The sequence below is a fragment of the Methanomicrobiales archaeon HGW-Methanomicrobiales-1 genome, assembly GCA_002839675.1.
Classification (GTDB): Archaea; Halobacteriota; Methanomicrobia; order Methanomicrobiales; family Methanospirillaceae; genus Methanoregula.
The window spans coordinates 400,545-415,758 of record PGYM01000002.1 but is presented as its reverse complement, the minus strand read 5'-3'; the positions used below and the strand labels follow the sequence as shown (position 1 = coordinate 415,758).

The 15,214-nt window shown below is 53.9% G+C and carries 17 protein-coding genes; 14 read left to right on the top strand and 3 right to left on the bottom strand.

Annotated features, from left to right (window positions below; translation table 11 throughout):
- The first annotated feature begins 3 nt into the window (after nucleotides 1–3).
- From CVV30_08440 to CVV30_08415, 6 genes are all read left to right on the top strand, one after another.
- Complete coding sequence (locus tag CVV30_08440; GenBank protein ID PKL69571.1) at nucleotides 4–1,209, top strand: phosphohydrolase; 1,206 nt, start codon at nucleotides 4–6, stop codon at nucleotides 1,207–1,209.
- Nucleotides 1,210–1,282: 73 nt separating this feature from the next.
- Entirely contained in the window at nucleotides 1,283–1,756 is a 474-nt protein-coding gene (locus CVV30_08435; protein PKL69570.1) for a hypothetical protein, read from the top strand.
- A gap of 18 nt (nucleotides 1,757–1,774) precedes the next feature.
- A complete protein-coding gene (locus CVV30_08430; GenBank protein PKL69569.1) occupies nucleotides 1,775–2,221 on the top strand; it encodes a hypothetical protein in 447 nt (148 codons plus the stop codon).
- Between the two features lie 86 nt (nucleotides 2,222–2,307).
- The gene (locus CVV30_08425) at nucleotides 2,308–2,862 is read left to right on the top strand and encodes an aromatic acid decarboxylase (protein PKL69568.1); all 555 of its coding nucleotides are present in this window, start codon (nucleotides 2,308–2,310) and stop codon (nucleotides 2,860–2,862) included.
- Complete coding sequence (locus CVV30_08420; GenBank protein ID PKL69782.1) at nucleotides 2,855–4,090, top strand: UbiD family decarboxylase; 1,236 nt, start codon at nucleotides 2,855–2,857, stop codon at nucleotides 4,088–4,090. The genes CVV30_08425 and CVV30_08420 overlap by 8 nt, the downstream gene beginning before the upstream one ends.
- 5 nt (nucleotides 4,091–4,095) lie before the next feature.
- Nucleotides 4,096–5,259, top strand: a complete 1,164-nt coding sequence (locus CVV30_08415; GenBank protein ID PKL69567.1) for a hypothetical protein — start codon at nucleotides 4,096–4,098, stop codon at nucleotides 5,257–5,259.
- A 58-nt stretch (nucleotides 5,260–5,317) separates the two neighbouring features.
- Here the strand turns inward: CVV30_08415 and CVV30_08410 are convergent, their stop codons facing one another.
- On the bottom strand, nucleotides 5,318–5,611 hold the full coding sequence (locus CVV30_08410) for a hypothetical protein (protein PKL69566.1): 294 nt from the start codon (nucleotides 5,609–5,611) through the stop codon (nucleotides 5,318–5,320).
- A gap of 221 nt (nucleotides 5,612–5,832) precedes the next feature.
- Here CVV30_08410 and CVV30_08405 point away from each other — a divergent pair, with 221 nt between their 5' ends.
- The 8 genes from CVV30_08405 (at nucleotide 5,833) to CVV30_08370 (ending at nucleotide 12,394) form a co-directional block, all read left to right on the top strand.
- Nucleotides 5,833–6,153, top strand: a complete 321-nt coding sequence (locus CVV30_08405) for a hypothetical protein (GenBank protein ID PKL69565.1) — start codon at nucleotides 5,833–5,835, stop codon at nucleotides 6,151–6,153.
- Between the two features lie 111 nt (nucleotides 6,154–6,264).
- The gene (locus CVV30_08400) at nucleotides 6,265–6,483 is read left to right on the top strand and encodes an ATPase (GenBank protein ID PKL69564.1); all 219 of its coding nucleotides are present in this window, start codon (nucleotides 6,265–6,267) and stop codon (nucleotides 6,481–6,483) included.
- Between the two features lie 127 nt (nucleotides 6,484–6,610).
- Nucleotides 6,611–7,210 carry a hypothetical protein gene (locus CVV30_08395; GenBank protein PKL69563.1) on the top strand — a complete coding sequence of 200 codons (600 nt, stop codon included), beginning with the start codon at nucleotides 6,611–6,613 and terminating at the stop codon, nucleotides 7,208–7,210.
- Between the two features lies 1 nt (nucleotide 7,211).
- Nucleotides 7,212–8,261 carry an ATP synthase A1 subunit C gene (ahaC, locus tag CVV30_08390; GenBank protein PKL69562.1) on the top strand — a complete coding sequence of 350 codons (1,050 nt, stop codon included), beginning with the start codon at nucleotides 7,212–7,214 and terminating at the stop codon, nucleotides 8,259–8,261.
- Nucleotides 8,254–8,574 (top strand): V-type ATP synthase subunit F, encoded by a 321-nt coding sequence (locus tag CVV30_08385; protein ID PKL69561.1) that lies wholly within the window; start codon nucleotides 8,254–8,256, stop codon nucleotides 8,572–8,574. The genes ahaC and CVV30_08385 overlap by 8 nt, the downstream gene beginning before the upstream one ends.
- A 4-nt stretch (nucleotides 8,575–8,578) precedes the next feature.
- Nucleotides 8,579–10,318: a V-type ATP synthase subunit A gene (locus tag CVV30_08380; GenBank protein PKL69560.1), complete on the top strand. Its 1,740-nt coding sequence runs from the start codon at nucleotides 8,579–8,581 to the stop codon at nucleotides 10,316–10,318.
- Entirely contained in the window at nucleotides 10,315–11,721 is a 1,407-nt protein-coding gene (locus CVV30_08375) for a V-type ATP synthase subunit B (GenBank protein PKL69559.1), read from the top strand. Before CVV30_08380 ends, CVV30_08375 begins: the two co-directional genes overlap by 4 nt.
- Nucleotide 11,722: 1 nt before the next feature.
- Nucleotides 11,723–12,394 (top strand): V-type ATP synthase subunit D, encoded by a 672-nt coding sequence (locus tag CVV30_08370; protein ID PKL69558.1) that lies wholly within the window; start codon nucleotides 11,723–11,725, stop codon nucleotides 12,392–12,394.
- Between the two features lie 165 nt (nucleotides 12,395–12,559).
- Here the strand turns inward: CVV30_08370 and CVV30_08365 are convergent, their stop codons facing one another.
- The gene (locus CVV30_08365; protein PKL69557.1) at nucleotides 12,560–12,901 is read right to left on the bottom strand and encodes an anti-sigma factor antagonist; all 342 of its coding nucleotides are present in this window, start codon (nucleotides 12,899–12,901) and stop codon (nucleotides 12,560–12,562) included.
- A gap of 363 nt (nucleotides 12,902–13,264) precedes the next feature.
- The gene (locus tag CVV30_08360) at nucleotides 13,265–15,193 is read right to left on the bottom strand and encodes an ATPase (protein PKL69556.1); all 1,929 of its coding nucleotides are present in this window, start codon (nucleotides 15,191–15,193) and stop codon (nucleotides 13,265–13,267) included.
- Nucleotides 15,194–15,214: the final 21 nt, after the last annotated feature.

Below are 15,214 nucleotides of genomic sequence, written 5' to 3'. Positions count from 1 at the left end.
TTAGTGAGTTTGAAGATCATCAAAGACCCGATCCATGGCTATGTGGAAGTGGAAGAGTTTGCGCTTGCCCTGCTGGATTCCCCGGCCCTGCAGCGCCTCCGCTACATCAAGCAACTCGGGTTTTCATTTCTGGTGTATCCGGGTGCAAACCACACGCGGTTCGAGCACTCGCTGGGCACTATGTTTCTTGCCGATGTTGCCTGCCGGCGGTTCGAACTATCCGATCCCGAGCGCACGCTGGTTGTCGCCGCTGCACTTCTCCATGATATCGGGCACGGTCCGTTCTCCCATGCAAGCGAACCCCTGATGGAAGAGTTTCTGCACCGTACCCATGATGATATCGAGCTGGTTGTCGAGGACCAGGTGGGAGATCTGCTCCGCGCCTCGGATATTGATCCCGATGAACTCTGTTCGGTGGTGAAAGGAAAACACCCGCTGTCCGGTATTATCCATGGCGATCTCGATGTTGACCGGATGGATTACCTGCTCCGGGATGCGTATTACACCGGTGCCCCGTATGGTACGGTTGATGCCCAGCGTCTTATCCGGTACCTGATCCGGACACCTGAGGGGACGGTGCTCGATGAGAACGGTGTGAATGCGGCCGAGTCCCTGCTCATTGCCCGCACGCTGATGCGACCGTCCGTTTATTACCACCACGTGAGCCGGATCGGGGAATGTATGTTCCAGCTTGCCGTTCTCGAACATCTCACCGGTGCAACAGCTGCCGATGCACAAAAAATACTGAGTATGGATGATCCGGAGTGCATGCATACGTTACAAACCTCAGAAAAACCCGTGGCACGGGATCTTGCGGCACGATTGTACCAACGCCGGCTCTACAAGCGAGCCCTTTCCGTCGGGAGTGACCAGGTCAATATAGTTACATTCCAAGAAGGGGTGCCGATCGAAAAATGCAGGGATTTTGCCACCCGGATAGCTGAACTGGCCGGTGTCCAGCCCCAAGAAGTGCTGGTAGACATCCCCTCGATCCCGAGCGAGATGTCACTGGGTGTCCGGGTGAAGAACCGGCATGCAATCGTGGATTTCGAAGAGTTTTCTCCCCGTGTACGGACGCTTAATGCCACCCGGCGCGAACAGTGGCGTCTCGGTGTTTACACGCTTCCGGGGCAGCAGGAACGTGTTGCCGATGCTGCCTGCGAAGTCCTGCACATCAAAAAACCAACCCGGCAGGACACGTTGTTTTAGGTATGCCGTGACCATTCCGGCTCCGGAATCATAAATAAGCATAATATATTCCGGTATCCAAACATTCACCATCATGAAACACAGTGTCTTAGTCATCCTTGCACTTCTCATAGCAGGAGTTATGGTTGCCGGCTGCACCCAGAGCCCGGCGGCTCCTGCTGCAACCCCGGTGCCAACGTCCGTTGCGACTCCCGTTGTTACCGCAACCGATGCCAAACCATCGTTTACCATGGGAGACCACTACCTGCAGGAGTCGTACTCGTTCCAGAGCGAGAACGATGTGATTGTAAAGCAGTTCCGTGTGGATAATCCTGCATGGGGAATCGAGTTCGATGTCCTCCCGCTCAATGATAACACCATCTACTGCTGGTTTGAGATGAAAGTGACCAACATGGATACCGGTCATACTGAAACCTATGGCTACGGCAGGAACAATGGGTTTGATCTCAAAAACCAGATCCCCATGTATACAACCGGGCCGTACAAACTTGAGATGAAAGGCAACCGGGTAAAAGTGGATGTTACTGCGGCCAAACGAAATCCATAGTTCAGGATGTGAACTGGGATGAACGAAGACTGGATAGTAGTGGCGTGTGGCGTTTTAGCAATCGTGTTGATCCTTGCTATCACCCTCTATAAACTCCGCTCTGCTGATCGCAGGATGCATGAGAACAGCCACAAGCTCCGGGTCTATACGGATCTCCTCAACGCGATCACGGAACTGGATCTCGCCGGTGGCGATCCCTACAAAAAGGACATTGCAAAAAAGAGCCTTGCCCTGACCCTCAACCGTCTCAACCTTATTGGCAGCACCGGGGTGCTAAAGAGCACCAATGAGCTGCTGGATTTCTTAAACGAGCACAAGGACAAGGAGTATGATACCCTGCGGCTCCATAACATCCTCAACACGCTCGTTATCGAGGCGCGCCGTGATTTAAACCCGCCCCATGCCCGCAGGGTCGAAGAAGCGCAGGTCAGGTACCGCTTCTTCGCCCCACCCAAAAACAAGTAAATTTCAGCCCGCCCGGTCAAATTCCGGCATAAACTCTTTTTGTCATCACTCCGACATTGCTATCACAAAGAAGGGGCAGGGTTCGTATGAAAAAAGAGTATGTTGTCGGAGTGACGGGGGCAAGCGGGGCCTGCTATGCCCGCCGCCTGCTTGAGGTGCTGTGCCGGGATGCGCATGTCCATCTCATTGTCTCGGATATTGCGCAGCAGATCGCCACCCACGAGGGTATCTCTTTTGAAGGGCTCAATGCAACCGTCCATCACATCGATAAGATGGGGGCATCGATTGCAAGCGGCTCCCACAAAATTGATGGGATGGTAGTAATCCCCTGCAGTGCCAAGACGCTTTCGGCGATCGCGACCGGGTATGCCGACAACCTGATCACCCGGACTGCGGATGTCTGCTTAAAAGAGGGCCGGAAATGCATTCTGGTCACCCGGGAAACCCCGCTTTCTAAAATTCACTTAAAGAATATGCTTGCTGCCGAGGATGCCGGGGCACTGATCATGCCCGCCTGCCCTGCCTTCTACCACCACCCGAAGACGATCGATGACCTGGTGGATATGGTCGTAGCCCGTGTACTCGATCACCTTGAGGTGGAACATACGCTTGCACAACGCTGGAGTGGTTATGATGCGTGAATTTATAGAAAAGATGCGAAACAAGGGGCTTGTTATCGATGTAAAGGAGCCCGTATCTACCGATCTGCAGGCTGCAAAGATGGCGAGTACTACGGACAAACTCCTTTTCTTCCATAATATCGAGGGCAAACGTGCGGTGATGAACCTCACCGCCAGCCGGACCTCACTCTCTCTTGCTCTTGGCATTGACGAAAAACTGATTGTCAGAACACTTGCTGATGCAAAATTCGATGGCAGGGTTGTCGAGGCCTCACCGCTGAAGATGGAAAAGCCCGACCTCACCCGCATCCCCATCATGCACCATTTCCCGAAAGATGCGGGAAAATATTTCACGTCTGCGATCGTCTTCTCCCGCTGGGACGGCGTGGAGAATGCATCGATCCACCGGATGCAGGTGCTTGACGATCACCGGGTAGCGGCCCGGCTCGTGGAAGGCCGGCACACGCACGTGATGCTCAAAAAGGCGCTGGCAAAGGGAGAGAAACTCCCCATTGCTATCACGATTGGGACGCACCCGGCCGTTACGTTTGCAAGCTGCACGAGAGTGCCAACAGCGATGGAACTCCCGTTTGCCGCAGAACTGATGGGAGGAGAATTGAAGGTGCACCGGTGCAGTAATGGGGTACTGGTCCCTGACGCAGAGATTGTGCTGGAAGGGTTTATCACGGGAGATCTCACCGAGGAAGGGCCGTTTGTCGATATCACCGGGACCTATGACCCGATCCGGATGCAGCATATCATAGAGTTCACCGGCATGTACACAAAGCCGGACTGCATCTACCACGGCATCCTTCCCGGTGGCGACGAGCACAAAATCCTGATGGGCTGCCCGTATGAGCCGAAGATTTACAAGGCAGTAGCGGGAGTGACTGAGGTGCGGGACGTTGTCCTCACGAAAGGGGGGTGCGGGTACCTCCACGCGGTGATACAGATAAAGAAGAGCACGCAGGGTGATGCGAAAAACGCGATCATGGCCGCGTTTGCTGCCCACACTTCGCTCAAGCACGTGGTGGTCGTGGACGAGGATATCAATCCCAATGATCCTCTCGATGTGGAATATGCGATTGCGACCCGGGTCCGGGGCGACCTCGATGTGATGGTCATTACCGGTGTCCGGGGCTCGTCGCTCGATCCCTGCCAGCTCGAAGATGGCACCAACGTGAAAATCGGTGTGGATGCAACAATGGTGCTCGGGCGCGAGGCGGACTTCTCGCGTGCCACCTGGTGACCCTGATGCATCTCGATCCTGAAGACGAACGGATCCTTGCCGGAGAGCAGGGCGAGACTAAGGCAAAGATGCTCGAGCTTCTCGTGGCGCTGGGAAAGGTGTTTGGCGCCGAGCGGCTCGTGCCGATCCGGAGCGCACAGGTCAGCGGCGCATCGTACAAGACGATCGGGGAGTACGGCCTCCAGTGGCTCTCCTCGCTTAACGCAAAAGCGGTTGTCCCGGCGGTCCTGAATCCCATAGGCATGCCCCGGGAACGCTGGCTGGAGATGGGAATCCGCGAGGACTTTGCCCGGAAGCAACAGGCCGTCGTAGCAGCCTATGAACGACTCGGCATCGGCCTTGAATGCACGTGCACTCCGTATTACCTGCGGGAAACCTCATACGGTGATCACCTCGCTTGGTCGGAGTCGTCAGCGGTCAGCTATGCAAACTCGGTGATTGGCGCTCGGACGAACCGGGAAGGAGGGCCCGGTGCCCTTGCCGCAGCCCTTATAGGCAAGACCCCCTGCTATGGTTTTCATCTCGCTGAAAAGAGGAAGCCACAGGTAGTCATAAGGGTGCAGGCCGACACCCGTGACTGGAGTATCGCTCACTTTGGGGCGCTCGGATATCATACCGGCAAACTGGTGGGCAACCGTATCCCGTTCTTCAGCGGCATCGGGCCGGATAACGATCAGCTCAAGGCACTCGGTGCGGCGATGGCGGCAACCGGTGCAGTGGCACTCTATCACGTGGAAGGGGTGACGCCGGAAGCCGTGAAGATCCCTTACGATCTCAGCGGGCTTGAGACAATTCCTGTGGAGTCTGATGAGATCCTGCAGCTGTTTAAGGATCTGCCGGTAGAGGCAGTTGCAGTGGGGTGCCCGCACTGTTCCCCGGCCGAACTCACCACGATTGCCGGTCTTCTGATGGGAAAACTCGTCACAAAACCCCTGTATGTGTTTGCAGCGCAGGGAGTGATCGAGAAGAACCAGCGCACCGCAGACTCCATAGAGAAGAGTGGTGCCCGGGTCTTTGCCGACACCTGCATGGTGGTTTCACCGGTGATGGAACAATACTCCTCGATCATGGTGAACAGCGGAAAGGCACTCGCGTACGTACCGGATATGTGCGGGGCGAAGGCACGCATAGGGACGATTGAAGAGTGTATCACCGTGGCAACGGAATAATTCACGATTTAAAAAATTCCCAACCATAAACCTGCGGGCTTTCTTAAAAAAAATGGAATCAGGCGATCGCAAGCAGAATCTTTTTGATCCCTGCAACTGCAGCCTGATCCGGGTTCTTTCCCGGTCCAACATCTTTGCCATAGGAAAGGATCTTCTTAACATCACCCTTTGTGATTTTGGCAAACACTATCTTATCCCAGATCTTCTGTTCGATCGTATTCCACGTACACTGCAAAAGGTGCCCGAGGAGGAGAATATCCTCTTCTGAAAATGACTTCCACTCCGTTCCCAGACTCTGCTGGATCAGCTTGATCGCCTGTTCCACAAGTTTCTCACGGTGAACGTGATACATTCGCCGTCCTATCTCAGCCTGCGTTACATCTGGCATTCGCGTCCCTCATCCCCCCACACATGTGGGAATGTTGAATGAATTCAATTATCCCAGCATATACTTTGCGGAGAAGGAACATTCCCTGCAAAAAACCAATTTCACGGGAGAACACAGTGCTGACTACAGGAACGTGCAAAAACAATATAACCCGGCATGGGCATAATTCCCACCAGTAGCATACCATGTCCCGCACCACTACAGAAGATCTTGGCCGAAGGCGGTTCCAGATCCAGAAAGAAAAAGCCGTTGAAGAAGCCTATGAAAAGATCCGTCGCAGCTTCGGTGAGGACTGGGAGAGTTTTTCTGCGGAGGATTGTAAAATTCTCCGTAATGTGTTAGGAGAGATCTGGATCAATGTTGACCGGGAATGCTGGAAGGATTACTGTTTTTCCACGCTTTCCTATAACGAGGTCCTTTCCCTCATCGCCGTAGCAAAAGAGGTCGTTTCCCAGAAGAGTATGACGAAAGACGCCCTCGCCCGCCTGGATGAAATCCTTGAGTAGTGCCGTGGTGGAAGCTAGCTACCGACGATATCCCATTTTTATCGGCCACTTTTATTCCCATACATTAATATGGGTATAACATTTTAGGTTGTATCATTGGGAGGTACTAAAATGGTTGGCTGGGAAGTTCCCATTGGAGCAGCAATTGCCTTTGCCGGAGGTGCAATTGCAACAGGTATGGCACAGTCACGGATTGGTTCTGCCGGGGCCGGTGCGATTGCCGAACGCCCGGAAACCGCCGGGACGATCATTATTTTAGAAGCGATTCCCGAGACCCTGGTGATCCTGGGGTTTGTCGTCGCCTCCATGATCATCCTGATGGTCAAGTAGAAGTGAAAATTCCGGAATGACTTAAAGTGGATTTGCGTTCTCTCACCGGAACAATAACCCCCTTGGTCATTTAAAGGACAGGATTTATGTCCAGGCATAAACTCCGGTTTTTTTAAGTCAGAAATAACTGCGGGTGATTCTGGTGGCGTATGAAAACCTGTTGAAATCGGTTGACGAAAGTGCAGAGGAGCGGGAGCGGGAACTTAAGGAAACTGCACGTATAACTATCGAAAGCCTCGGAAAAAAAGCACGCGAGCAGGCTGAACAGATACGGCAATCACACATTTCTGATGCAGAGAAAACCGCTGCCATTGAGAAGAACAAACTCATGTACCTTGCAGGTGCAGAGAATAAAGCGCGCCTGATCACCATCAAAGAACAACTTTTTCTGGCGGCATTTAACGAGGCGAAGCTTCGATTGTCCCGGTTACGAGACGACCCGGAATACCCGGATATTTTTAAAAAACTCACCGTGGATGCAGCAGCGTCTCTTAAGGTGGGCGGATTCCATGTTCACGTGGACAAACGGGATGAAGAACTCTGCAGGAAAACGCTCGCCTCCTTAAACCTCCACGCAGAGATTATCCCGGACCTTGTATCGGCAGGTGGACTGGTAGCCTGTCTGCCCGACCGGTCGGTCATCATTTCAAATACTGTGGAATCCCGGATGGAACGGGCAGGGGACTTAAAAAAACTGGAGATTTATTCGATCCTGACAGGTGACTGAGATGGACTGGGGGTATATCAACGCACGGATGCGGGGGATGAAAAGCCGCCTGCTGGACCAGCGTGCGCTTGATAACCTGGTACTGCAGCCGGATCTCGAGTCCCTCATAGCCGACCTGGAAAACACGCCTTACAAATCTGATATCATCGAAGCAAAAGTCCAGTATTCCGGCGTGCTCTGCATCGAATACGCCCTGCGAAAAAATTTTGTCCGGACGTTCCAGAAGATCCTGAGATTTGTCAAAACGGAAGAAGCGGAACAGTACATCACCATCTTCCTGCACCGCTGGGATATCCAGAACATCAAAACGATCCTCCGCGGGAAGAACATCCATATCACCAATGAAGAGATCCTTGAATGCCTCGTACCCGCCGGGGAACTTGACGAAGCAACGATAATCGAACTTGTCCGGCAGCCGGATGTCAGGGCTGTTGTCGATATGCTTGCCACGTGGAAGATCAGGTATGCCAAACCCTTGACCGAAGAGTACCCGGCGTTTTTAAAGGCCGGTGACCTTGCCCTGCTCGAATGTGCCCTCGACGAATACTATTATGCAGATGCACTCGAACAGGTCAAAAATCCCACGTATAATAACGGCCTTATCAGGAATATCATCTCGTTAGAGATCGATGTGGTGAACCTCAGGACAATCCTGCGGATGATCCGGGACCACATCGATCCCCTTGAAGCAAAAAAATACCTCCTCAGCGGCGGGAAGGAGTTCGATTCCCGGAAGCTCGATCATCTCCTCTCCCTGCACTCGATTGAAGAGGTGGTAGAGGAACTCAAAACCACCCCCTACCGGTTCCTTGCAGACCTGCCTCCTTCCGCCATGAGGACCCAGAAAATCTCGGTGATAGAAAAACAACTGGAAAAGTACCTGGTACAAAAAGGCGTGAACGCCTTTTTAGGTGATCCCCTGAGCGTGGCCTCGGTGATCGGGTATTTCTGGGCAAAATATAACGAGATTACCAATATCCGGATCATCTCCCGGTGCAAGACGGCAGATTTCCCGATAGAGCAACTTAAAGAGGAGCTCGTCTATGTATAAATTTGTCGTCGTTACCGACCGGGACCGGGCATCCGGGTTCCGGCTTGCCGGTGTGGAAGTTCTTGAAGCGGGAACCCTGGAAGAGGCGAGAAAAGTGATCCCCCCGCTGTTGTACAAGGACGATATCGGTATTGTTGCGGTAAATGAGGAGTTCATGCTCTCTCTGGATGAGAAACTGATGGATCGGATCGAGAAGATGCACCGCCCGCTCATCATCCCGATCCCCTCGAAGTCCAAAGAGGTTGACCGGAGGACATACATCGAACGGCTCCTGAGAAAAGCGATCGGGTACAATATCGTTTTGAAGAGGTGATGGTATGATAAAAGGAACGATTTCACGAATTTCCGGACCCGTCATCATTGCCCGGAGTATGAAAGGGTCAAAAATGTATGATGTGGTAACGGTGGGAGAAGAGGCGCTCCGGGGAGAGATCATTCGCCTTGAGGGAGATGATGCGGTCATCCAGGTCTATGAAGACACCACAGGCCTGACGATCGGCGAGCCGGTGGAAAATACGGAAAACCCCCTGTCAGTCGAGCTCGGTCCCGGGCTCCTTGCTTCAATCTACGACGGGGTGCAGCGCCCCCTGCCGGTGCTCCTGGAACTCTGCGGGGATTTTATTGCCCGGGGGATATCGGCCCCGGGGCTCAACCGCCAGAAGAAATGGGAGTTTGTCCCTTCTGTCAAGTCCGGTGATAAGGTAGCTGCCGGAGATATTTTAGGAACGGTACGGGAATTTCACTTCGAGCACCGGATCCTTGTACCTCACCATGTTTCCGGTACCGTCACCGATATCCGGAGCGGCCAGTTTACGGTGGAAGAAACGATCTGCACGCTTGATTCTTCTGTCCATCTGCCGATGATGCAGGTCTGGCCGGTCAGGATTCCCCGGCCGCACCAGAAGAAACTTGACCCGATCCTGCCCCTGATCACCGGCCAGCGGGTTTTTGACTGCATCTTTCCGGTAACAAAAGGCGGGACGGCGATGATCCCTGGCGGGTTCGGGACCGGAAAGACCGTCTCCGAGCAGACGCTGGCCAAATGGTCCGATACACAGGTGGTTGTGTATATCGGGTGCGGGGAACGGGGCAACGAGATGACCGACGTGCTCGAAGAGTTCCCCGAACTGGTGGATCCGCGAACCAATCTCCCCCTGATCCAGCGCACAATCCTGATTGCAAACACCTCGAACATGCCGGTTGCTGCCCGTGAAGCCTCGATCTATACCGGGATCACCATTGCAGAATATTTCCGGGACATGGGGTACGATGTCGCCCTGATGGCAGACTCGACCTCCCGGTGGGGCGAGGCACTGCGGGAAGTATCCGGACGACTCGAGGAGATGCCCGGCGAAGAGGGCTACCCTGCCTATCTTGCCACACGGCTGTCTGCGTTTTACGAGCGGGCGGGCAGAGTCGTCTGCATGGGTTCGGGGGAGCGAAACGGCTCTATCACGGTGGTTGGGGCTGTGTCTCCGCCGGGCGGGGACTTCTCCGAACCGATCACGCAGAACACGCTGAGGGTGGTCGGGACCTTCTGGGCGCTGGATACGAACCTTGCGTACCGCCGGCATTTCCCCTCGGTGAACTGGATCAAGAGCTACTCGCTGTATCTCGACAGCATCGGTGACTGGTACACGAAAAATGTAGCCCCCGACTGGCGCGAACTGCGGGAGAAATCCATGTACCTGCTGCAGAAGGAAGTCGAGCTGCAGGAGATTGTGCAGCTGGTGGGGCCTGATGCCCTGCCGGAGAGTGAGAAGGCGATCCTTGATGTGACACGAATGATCCGCGAGGACTTCCTCCAGCAGAGCGCGTACAGTGATTCGGACTCATTCTGTCCCATTGAAAAACAGTACCTGATGCTCAAGGTGATCCTGACGTACTATGACCGCGTGATCGAAGGGATGAACCGGGGCATCACGCTCCGGCAGGTGCAGGGACTCCCCCTCAAAGCCGATATCGGGCGGATGAAGGAGATCCAGGAAGTCAACCGTATCCGGGACATGATCGGCGAGATCGATACACAGCTGCTGTCTTTGGAGGTGGAGCGATGAAACCCGTCTCGCTGGTGACAAAAGAGTACAAAACAATCGATTATGTATCGGGCCCCTTAATCTTTGTCAACGGTGTCAAAGGCGCCTCATTCGGGGAGATCGTCCGGATCACCCTGCGGGATGGGGAGGTCCGGACCGGACAGGTACTTGACATATCAGAAGATCACGCTGTCGTGCAGGTGTACGAAGGCACCCGGGGTATCGATACAACGGATACCACGGTCAGGTTCACCGGCGAACCCGCCCGGATCAATGTGTCACTGGATATGCTGGGTCGGGTCTTCAGTGGCGTGGGAAAAGCCCGTGACGGGGGCCCGGAGATCATACCGGAGGCGATCCTCGATATTGCCGGCACGCCCATTAACCCCACGGCACGGGACAAGCCGGCGGATTTTATCCAGACCGGCATGTCGGCAATCGACGGGCTCAACACGCTGGTGCGGGGCCAGAAACTGCCGATCTTCTCCGGCTCGGGTCTTCCCGCCAGCAAGCTTGCAGCCCAGATTGCCCGGCAGGCAAAAGTGCGGGGTGAGGGGGAGAAGTTTGCCGTGGTCTTTGTTGCGATGGGTATCACCCACAAGGAAGCGTCCTTCTTCACGAGGGATTTCGAGCGGACCGGGGCGCTCGAACGGGTGGTCTTTTTTATGAACCTCGCCGACGATCCCACGGTGGAACGGCTCGCCGCCCCCCGGTGCGGGCTGACGGTCGCAGAGTTCCTCGCGTTCACCCACCACCTGCACGTGCTCGTAATCCTGACCGACATGATCAATTACTGCGAAGCCCTCCGGGAGATCTCGACTGCCCGGGAAGAAGTGCCCGGCCGGCGGGGCTATCCCGGCTATATGTACACGGACCTCTCCACGATTTATGAGCGGGCCGGCAGGTTGAAAGGAAAGAAAGGTTCGATCACCCAGCTCCCGATCCTGACCATGCCGGACGATGACATCACCCACCCGGTGCCCGATCTCACGGGATACATCACCGAAGGGCAGATTGTCCTGTCCCGGGACCTCTTCCGCAGGGGAGCATATCCACCGGTTGATGCCCTTCCCTGTCTCTCCCGGCTCATGAACTTGGGGATCGGGACCGGCAAGACCCGGGAAGATCACCGGGGAGTTGCCGATCAGTTGTACGCATCGTATGCCTATGGCCGGGATCTGCGCCGGCTGGTGGCGATTGTCGGGGAGGAAGCCCTGACGGAACTGGATAAAAAATACCTGAAGTTAGCGGATGGGTTTGAGAAGCAGTTCATCTCGCAGGGCGATGAAGACCGGTCGATAGAGGATACATTCAGAATCGCATGGGAACTGTTTGCCATGCTTCCCGAAGAAGAACTCAAGCGGATTAAACGGGAACACATCCAGAAATACCATCCCCTGCATAAGGAAGCGGGCGGAGGCTGATATGGAGCAGGTCAAGCCCACCCGGATGGAGCTGATGCGGAAGAAATCCCAGATCAAGCTTGCAGAGCAGGGCCGGGATCTCTTACGGGAGAAGATGGATGCGCTCATCCAGGAATTTTTCAAGATCTTAAACACCGTCTCGAACTCCCGCGATGAGCTGGAACTGGTCTCCAAGGAAGCCGATCTCGCCCTCATGATTGCCCAGGCAGTCGATGATCCGGTCACGCTCAAATCCGCATCTTTTGCCACGCGGAGATCGATCACGGTCGATATCACCGGCAAGAACATTATGGGTGTCCCGGTCCCAGTGATCGAGAAGAAACGGATCTCGAAAAGTATGATGGAACGGGGCTACGGGATCATCTCCACGAGCGGGAGGATTGATGAGACCGCCGAGCGGTTCGAAGCCGAGCTGGACCTGCTCATCCAGCTCGCCGAGACCGAGACTGCCATGCGGCGGCTGGGGTCGGAGATCCAGATGAACCGCCGGCGGGTCAATGCACTGGAGCAGATCCTGATCCCCGAACTGAAAAGCCAGGCGAAGTACATCAAGAACGCTATCGAGGAGCGGGAACGCGAGGACCTGTTCCGGTTAAAGAAGGTCAAGAGCATTCTTGAGAAGAAGAAAAAGAAGGCGAAGGAGAAGAAAGAAGCTGCGATGCGAGGTCCTTAATCTGTACTATGGCTGGATCCAGAATCTGTTTTTCCTGTTGGATTTTAGTTGAATATTTTGATCTGTTTTTCGCGGGATTTCAGGGAACGGCTTTTGGCTGGTGATCGCAATCCGGCTCTTTTTTGTTGTTGCCGGATACCTCTGGTTATTTTAGAAAAGTAGGACCTAGTGGGTAACCGCCCGGATGGCCCCTTCTTCGGTATCGTAGATGGAGACAACCTGAGCGAACCCGGACAGGGAGAATATATGGTCGACAAAATGCGTAAGGGAGAAGACCCCGAAGTGGCCTCCCGCTGCTTTTACGGTCTTTGCAGTCTTGAGAATGATTCGGAGCCCGGAACTGGAGATGTATTTTGTGGATGAAAAATCGCAGAACAGTCCCTTTGGTTCCCGGAGGGCGAGTTCATGGAGCTCGTGGTCCAGTGTCAATGCCGCGACATGGTCAATCTGGAGGGGCATTACAACAATGGTAATATCCCCGCTGGTTCGTACTTCGCACAGTGTCATGGCCTGTTGTTCCTGGTACTCTCTTTTTCCGGTCAGTATAATAAATTAGTGAGGGGCTCTTTGCAGAAAACCGGGGTGGGGGTGCTGGACTTTGATTTTATTTTTTCAACCAGACTCTGCTTAAAATTTTCAAATCGGATCTTGCTCAAAAAATTCCAGCCAGACTTCGAATTTTATTTTTCAATCGGACCTTGCTTAAAAAAAAATATCAGACTTTGATTAAAAATTTTTAACCGGACTTTGATTGAAAAAAAAGTTAACCAAACCCCACTAAAAAAAGCCCGGCACCCATTGGTCCAAATGATTAACCAATACGGGAAATTCCCGTTCCCCGGCCCCGCTCCAACACCAGCCCCCCGAACTCTACTTACCCTCCTCCACCACCGCCTTCCGGAACGGCTTATACACCACACCGCCCCCGGAATAGAACTTCGAGAAGAACTCCACGATATGCAGACGCATCGAATGGATCGAGGGACTGAACATCGCAAGCATAATATTCAGTGCATGCAGCAGCAACGCCACAATGATCCCAATGGCAGCGATCTCGAAGGACTCACCCAGCCGGTTCGCCACCATCGCGAGAATCACGGACGCCATACCGATCGCCATCAGACGGGCATAGGAAAGGATGTTTCCCACCGTACTCATGACCTCGATCGTCCCAAAGACTCCCGCACCAAAAAGGATCAGGGGCAGCGCGATGATCACGAGAACACCGGCGGGATAAATCCCGGTCTCCGGAGCGATTTCTGCCAGCGTTACCAGGGCAACGATGAGCCCGATCAGCATGAGCAGCATGCCGGCTTTTTCAGCAAGGTGCTTTTTGCTTTTTGTTATGATCGCGTTGCGCATGCCGATGATGAGACCCAAAAAGACATGGATGACGCCAATCATGATCGCGAGGATCAGCATCGGGATCATTGCCTCGACCCGGTTCCACGTGATACCGAGGAACTGCACCGGGTGCAGCCAGCCCATCATCTCACCGAAATCCCCGAAAAACTCGCCGAACAGGTACCCGAAGATGATGGTCGGGATCGACGAGATGATGAGGATATCGGCAAGACTGACGGCAAATGTCATGTCCTTTAATCTCTTTTTGATGAGCAGGGCGATCAGGAGAATAACGATCCCGTACCCGATATCGCCTACCATGAGCCCGAAGAAGAGCGGGAAAAAGATGGCAAGGATCGGCGATGGATCGATCTCCCGGTACCGGGGAGGGGCGACCAGCTGCATGATGATCTCAAAGGGTTTTACCCAGCGCGGGTTATCGTAAAAGACCGGCGCTGCCTCCATATCCTTTTCTGTCGTGTCCAGTTCTTTAACCACCACCCGGTTGGCGAACCGGTCCGCCAGGGATTTTCTTACTGTCTGCATCTTCTTTTTGGGAATCCAGCCCATGATGACGAACGTATATTCCGACAGGGCAAAATTCGAAAAAGCACCCAGTTCATCGTTCATATCCTCAAGGATCTTTTTTAAGACCGAGAGTTCCTGGTACCAGGCAGAGGAAAGCGTAAACAGTTCCTCCTCGATCTTCTTAATTTCAGTACCGGCGTGGAGCTTGTTCTCCTCGATCAGGGCATACATCTCGTAAAACGGCTTTCCCATATATTCCCGGGGCAGGCGCACTTCGTTCACGTTGACCGAGTAGATGAAGGAGTGGACCTGTTCGGAATGCCGTTTGTTAAAGATCATGATCGCGGCAAGCGTCTCAGCATCAACCGTTGTCGATGTCATCTCGAACTCGTTATTGGTGATGCTCTCCAGTTCCTTTTTTATCAGGTCGACAACTTCGCTGTGTTCCTTCTGGATCAAAAGAATCGTGACTTCAAATCCCTCCAGCATGGGCAGTTCGCGTTCGAGCGGCTGGAGTATTTCAAGGACTTTTGAGTAACGGTTCAGGGCCGTGATGGTTAAGGAGAGTTCACTCTTCCGGGATGCAAGATTGCGGGTAGTGGATTCCAGTTTCCCGATGATATCCTGTGCCCGTTCCAGAACCTGTTCATGGCTCTCCTTCCGGATTGTGTGTAAGAGTTCCCGCTGGCGTGCCGGATCATCGGTTATCGTGGGAAGTGTTGAAAAGATACCGTTGATCTTTCCCAATACATCCGCAACGGAGGTTGCGGTATCCAGTACCACTTTCTGTAACGGGATCTCATCCGGGGAGACTGCCAGGGAAACGTCTTCGAGATGAAGCGTTCCTTCCTGGTACAACAGGTCAACTACCTGATTGAATGCCGGTTTTGGTCCTATCACCTGGATTCGTTTCATCTGCTGGAGCACAGGAAACCTCTCCGAATAGCG

Coding starts and splice junctions, on each gene's coding strand:
- CVV30_08435 (PKL69570.1), top strand. CDS start 1,283: ATGAAACACAGTGTCTTAGTCATCCTTGCACTTCTCATAGCAGGAGTT.
- CVV30_08430 (PKL69569.1), top strand. CDS start 1,775: ATGAACGAAGACTGGATAGTAGTGGCGTGTGGCGTTTTAGCAATCGTG.
- CVV30_08425 (PKL69568.1), top strand. CDS start 2,308: ATGAAAAAAGAGTATGTTGTCGGAGTGACGGGGGCAAGCGGGGCCTGC.
- CVV30_08420 (PKL69782.1), top strand. CDS start 2,855: ATGCGTGAATTTATAGAAAAGATGCGAAACAAGGGGCTTGTTATCGAT.
- CVV30_08415 (PKL69567.1), top strand. CDS start 4,096: ATGCATCTCGATCCTGAAGACGAACGGATCCTTGCCGGAGAGCAGGGC.
- CVV30_08410 (PKL69566.1), bottom strand. CDS start 5,611: ATGTATCACGTTCACCGTGAGAAACTTGTGGAACAGGCGATCAAGCTG.
- CVV30_08405 (PKL69565.1), top strand. CDS start 5,833: ATGTCCCGCACCACTACAGAAGATCTTGGCCGAAGGCGGTTCCAGATC.
- CVV30_08400 (PKL69564.1), top strand. CDS start 6,265: ATGGTTGGCTGGGAAGTTCCCATTGGAGCAGCAATTGCCTTTGCCGGA.
- ahaC (PKL69562.1), top strand. CDS start 7,212: ATGGACTGGGGGTATATCAACGCACGGATGCGGGGGATGAAAAGCCGC.
- CVV30_08385 (PKL69561.1), top strand. CDS start 8,254: ATGTATAAATTTGTCGTCGTTACCGACCGGGACCGGGCATCCGGGTTC.
- CVV30_08380 (PKL69560.1), top strand. CDS start 8,579: ATGATAAAAGGAACGATTTCACGAATTTCCGGACCCGTCATCATTGCC.
- CVV30_08375 (PKL69559.1), top strand. CDS start 10,315: ATGAAACCCGTCTCGCTGGTGACAAAAGAGTACAAAACAATCGATTAT.
- CVV30_08370 (PKL69558.1), top strand. CDS start 11,723: ATGGAGCAGGTCAAGCCCACCCGGATGGAGCTGATGCGGAAGAAATCC.
- CVV30_08365 (PKL69557.1), bottom strand. CDS start 12,901: ATGACACTGTGCGAAGTACGAACCAGCGGGGATATTACCATTGTTGTA.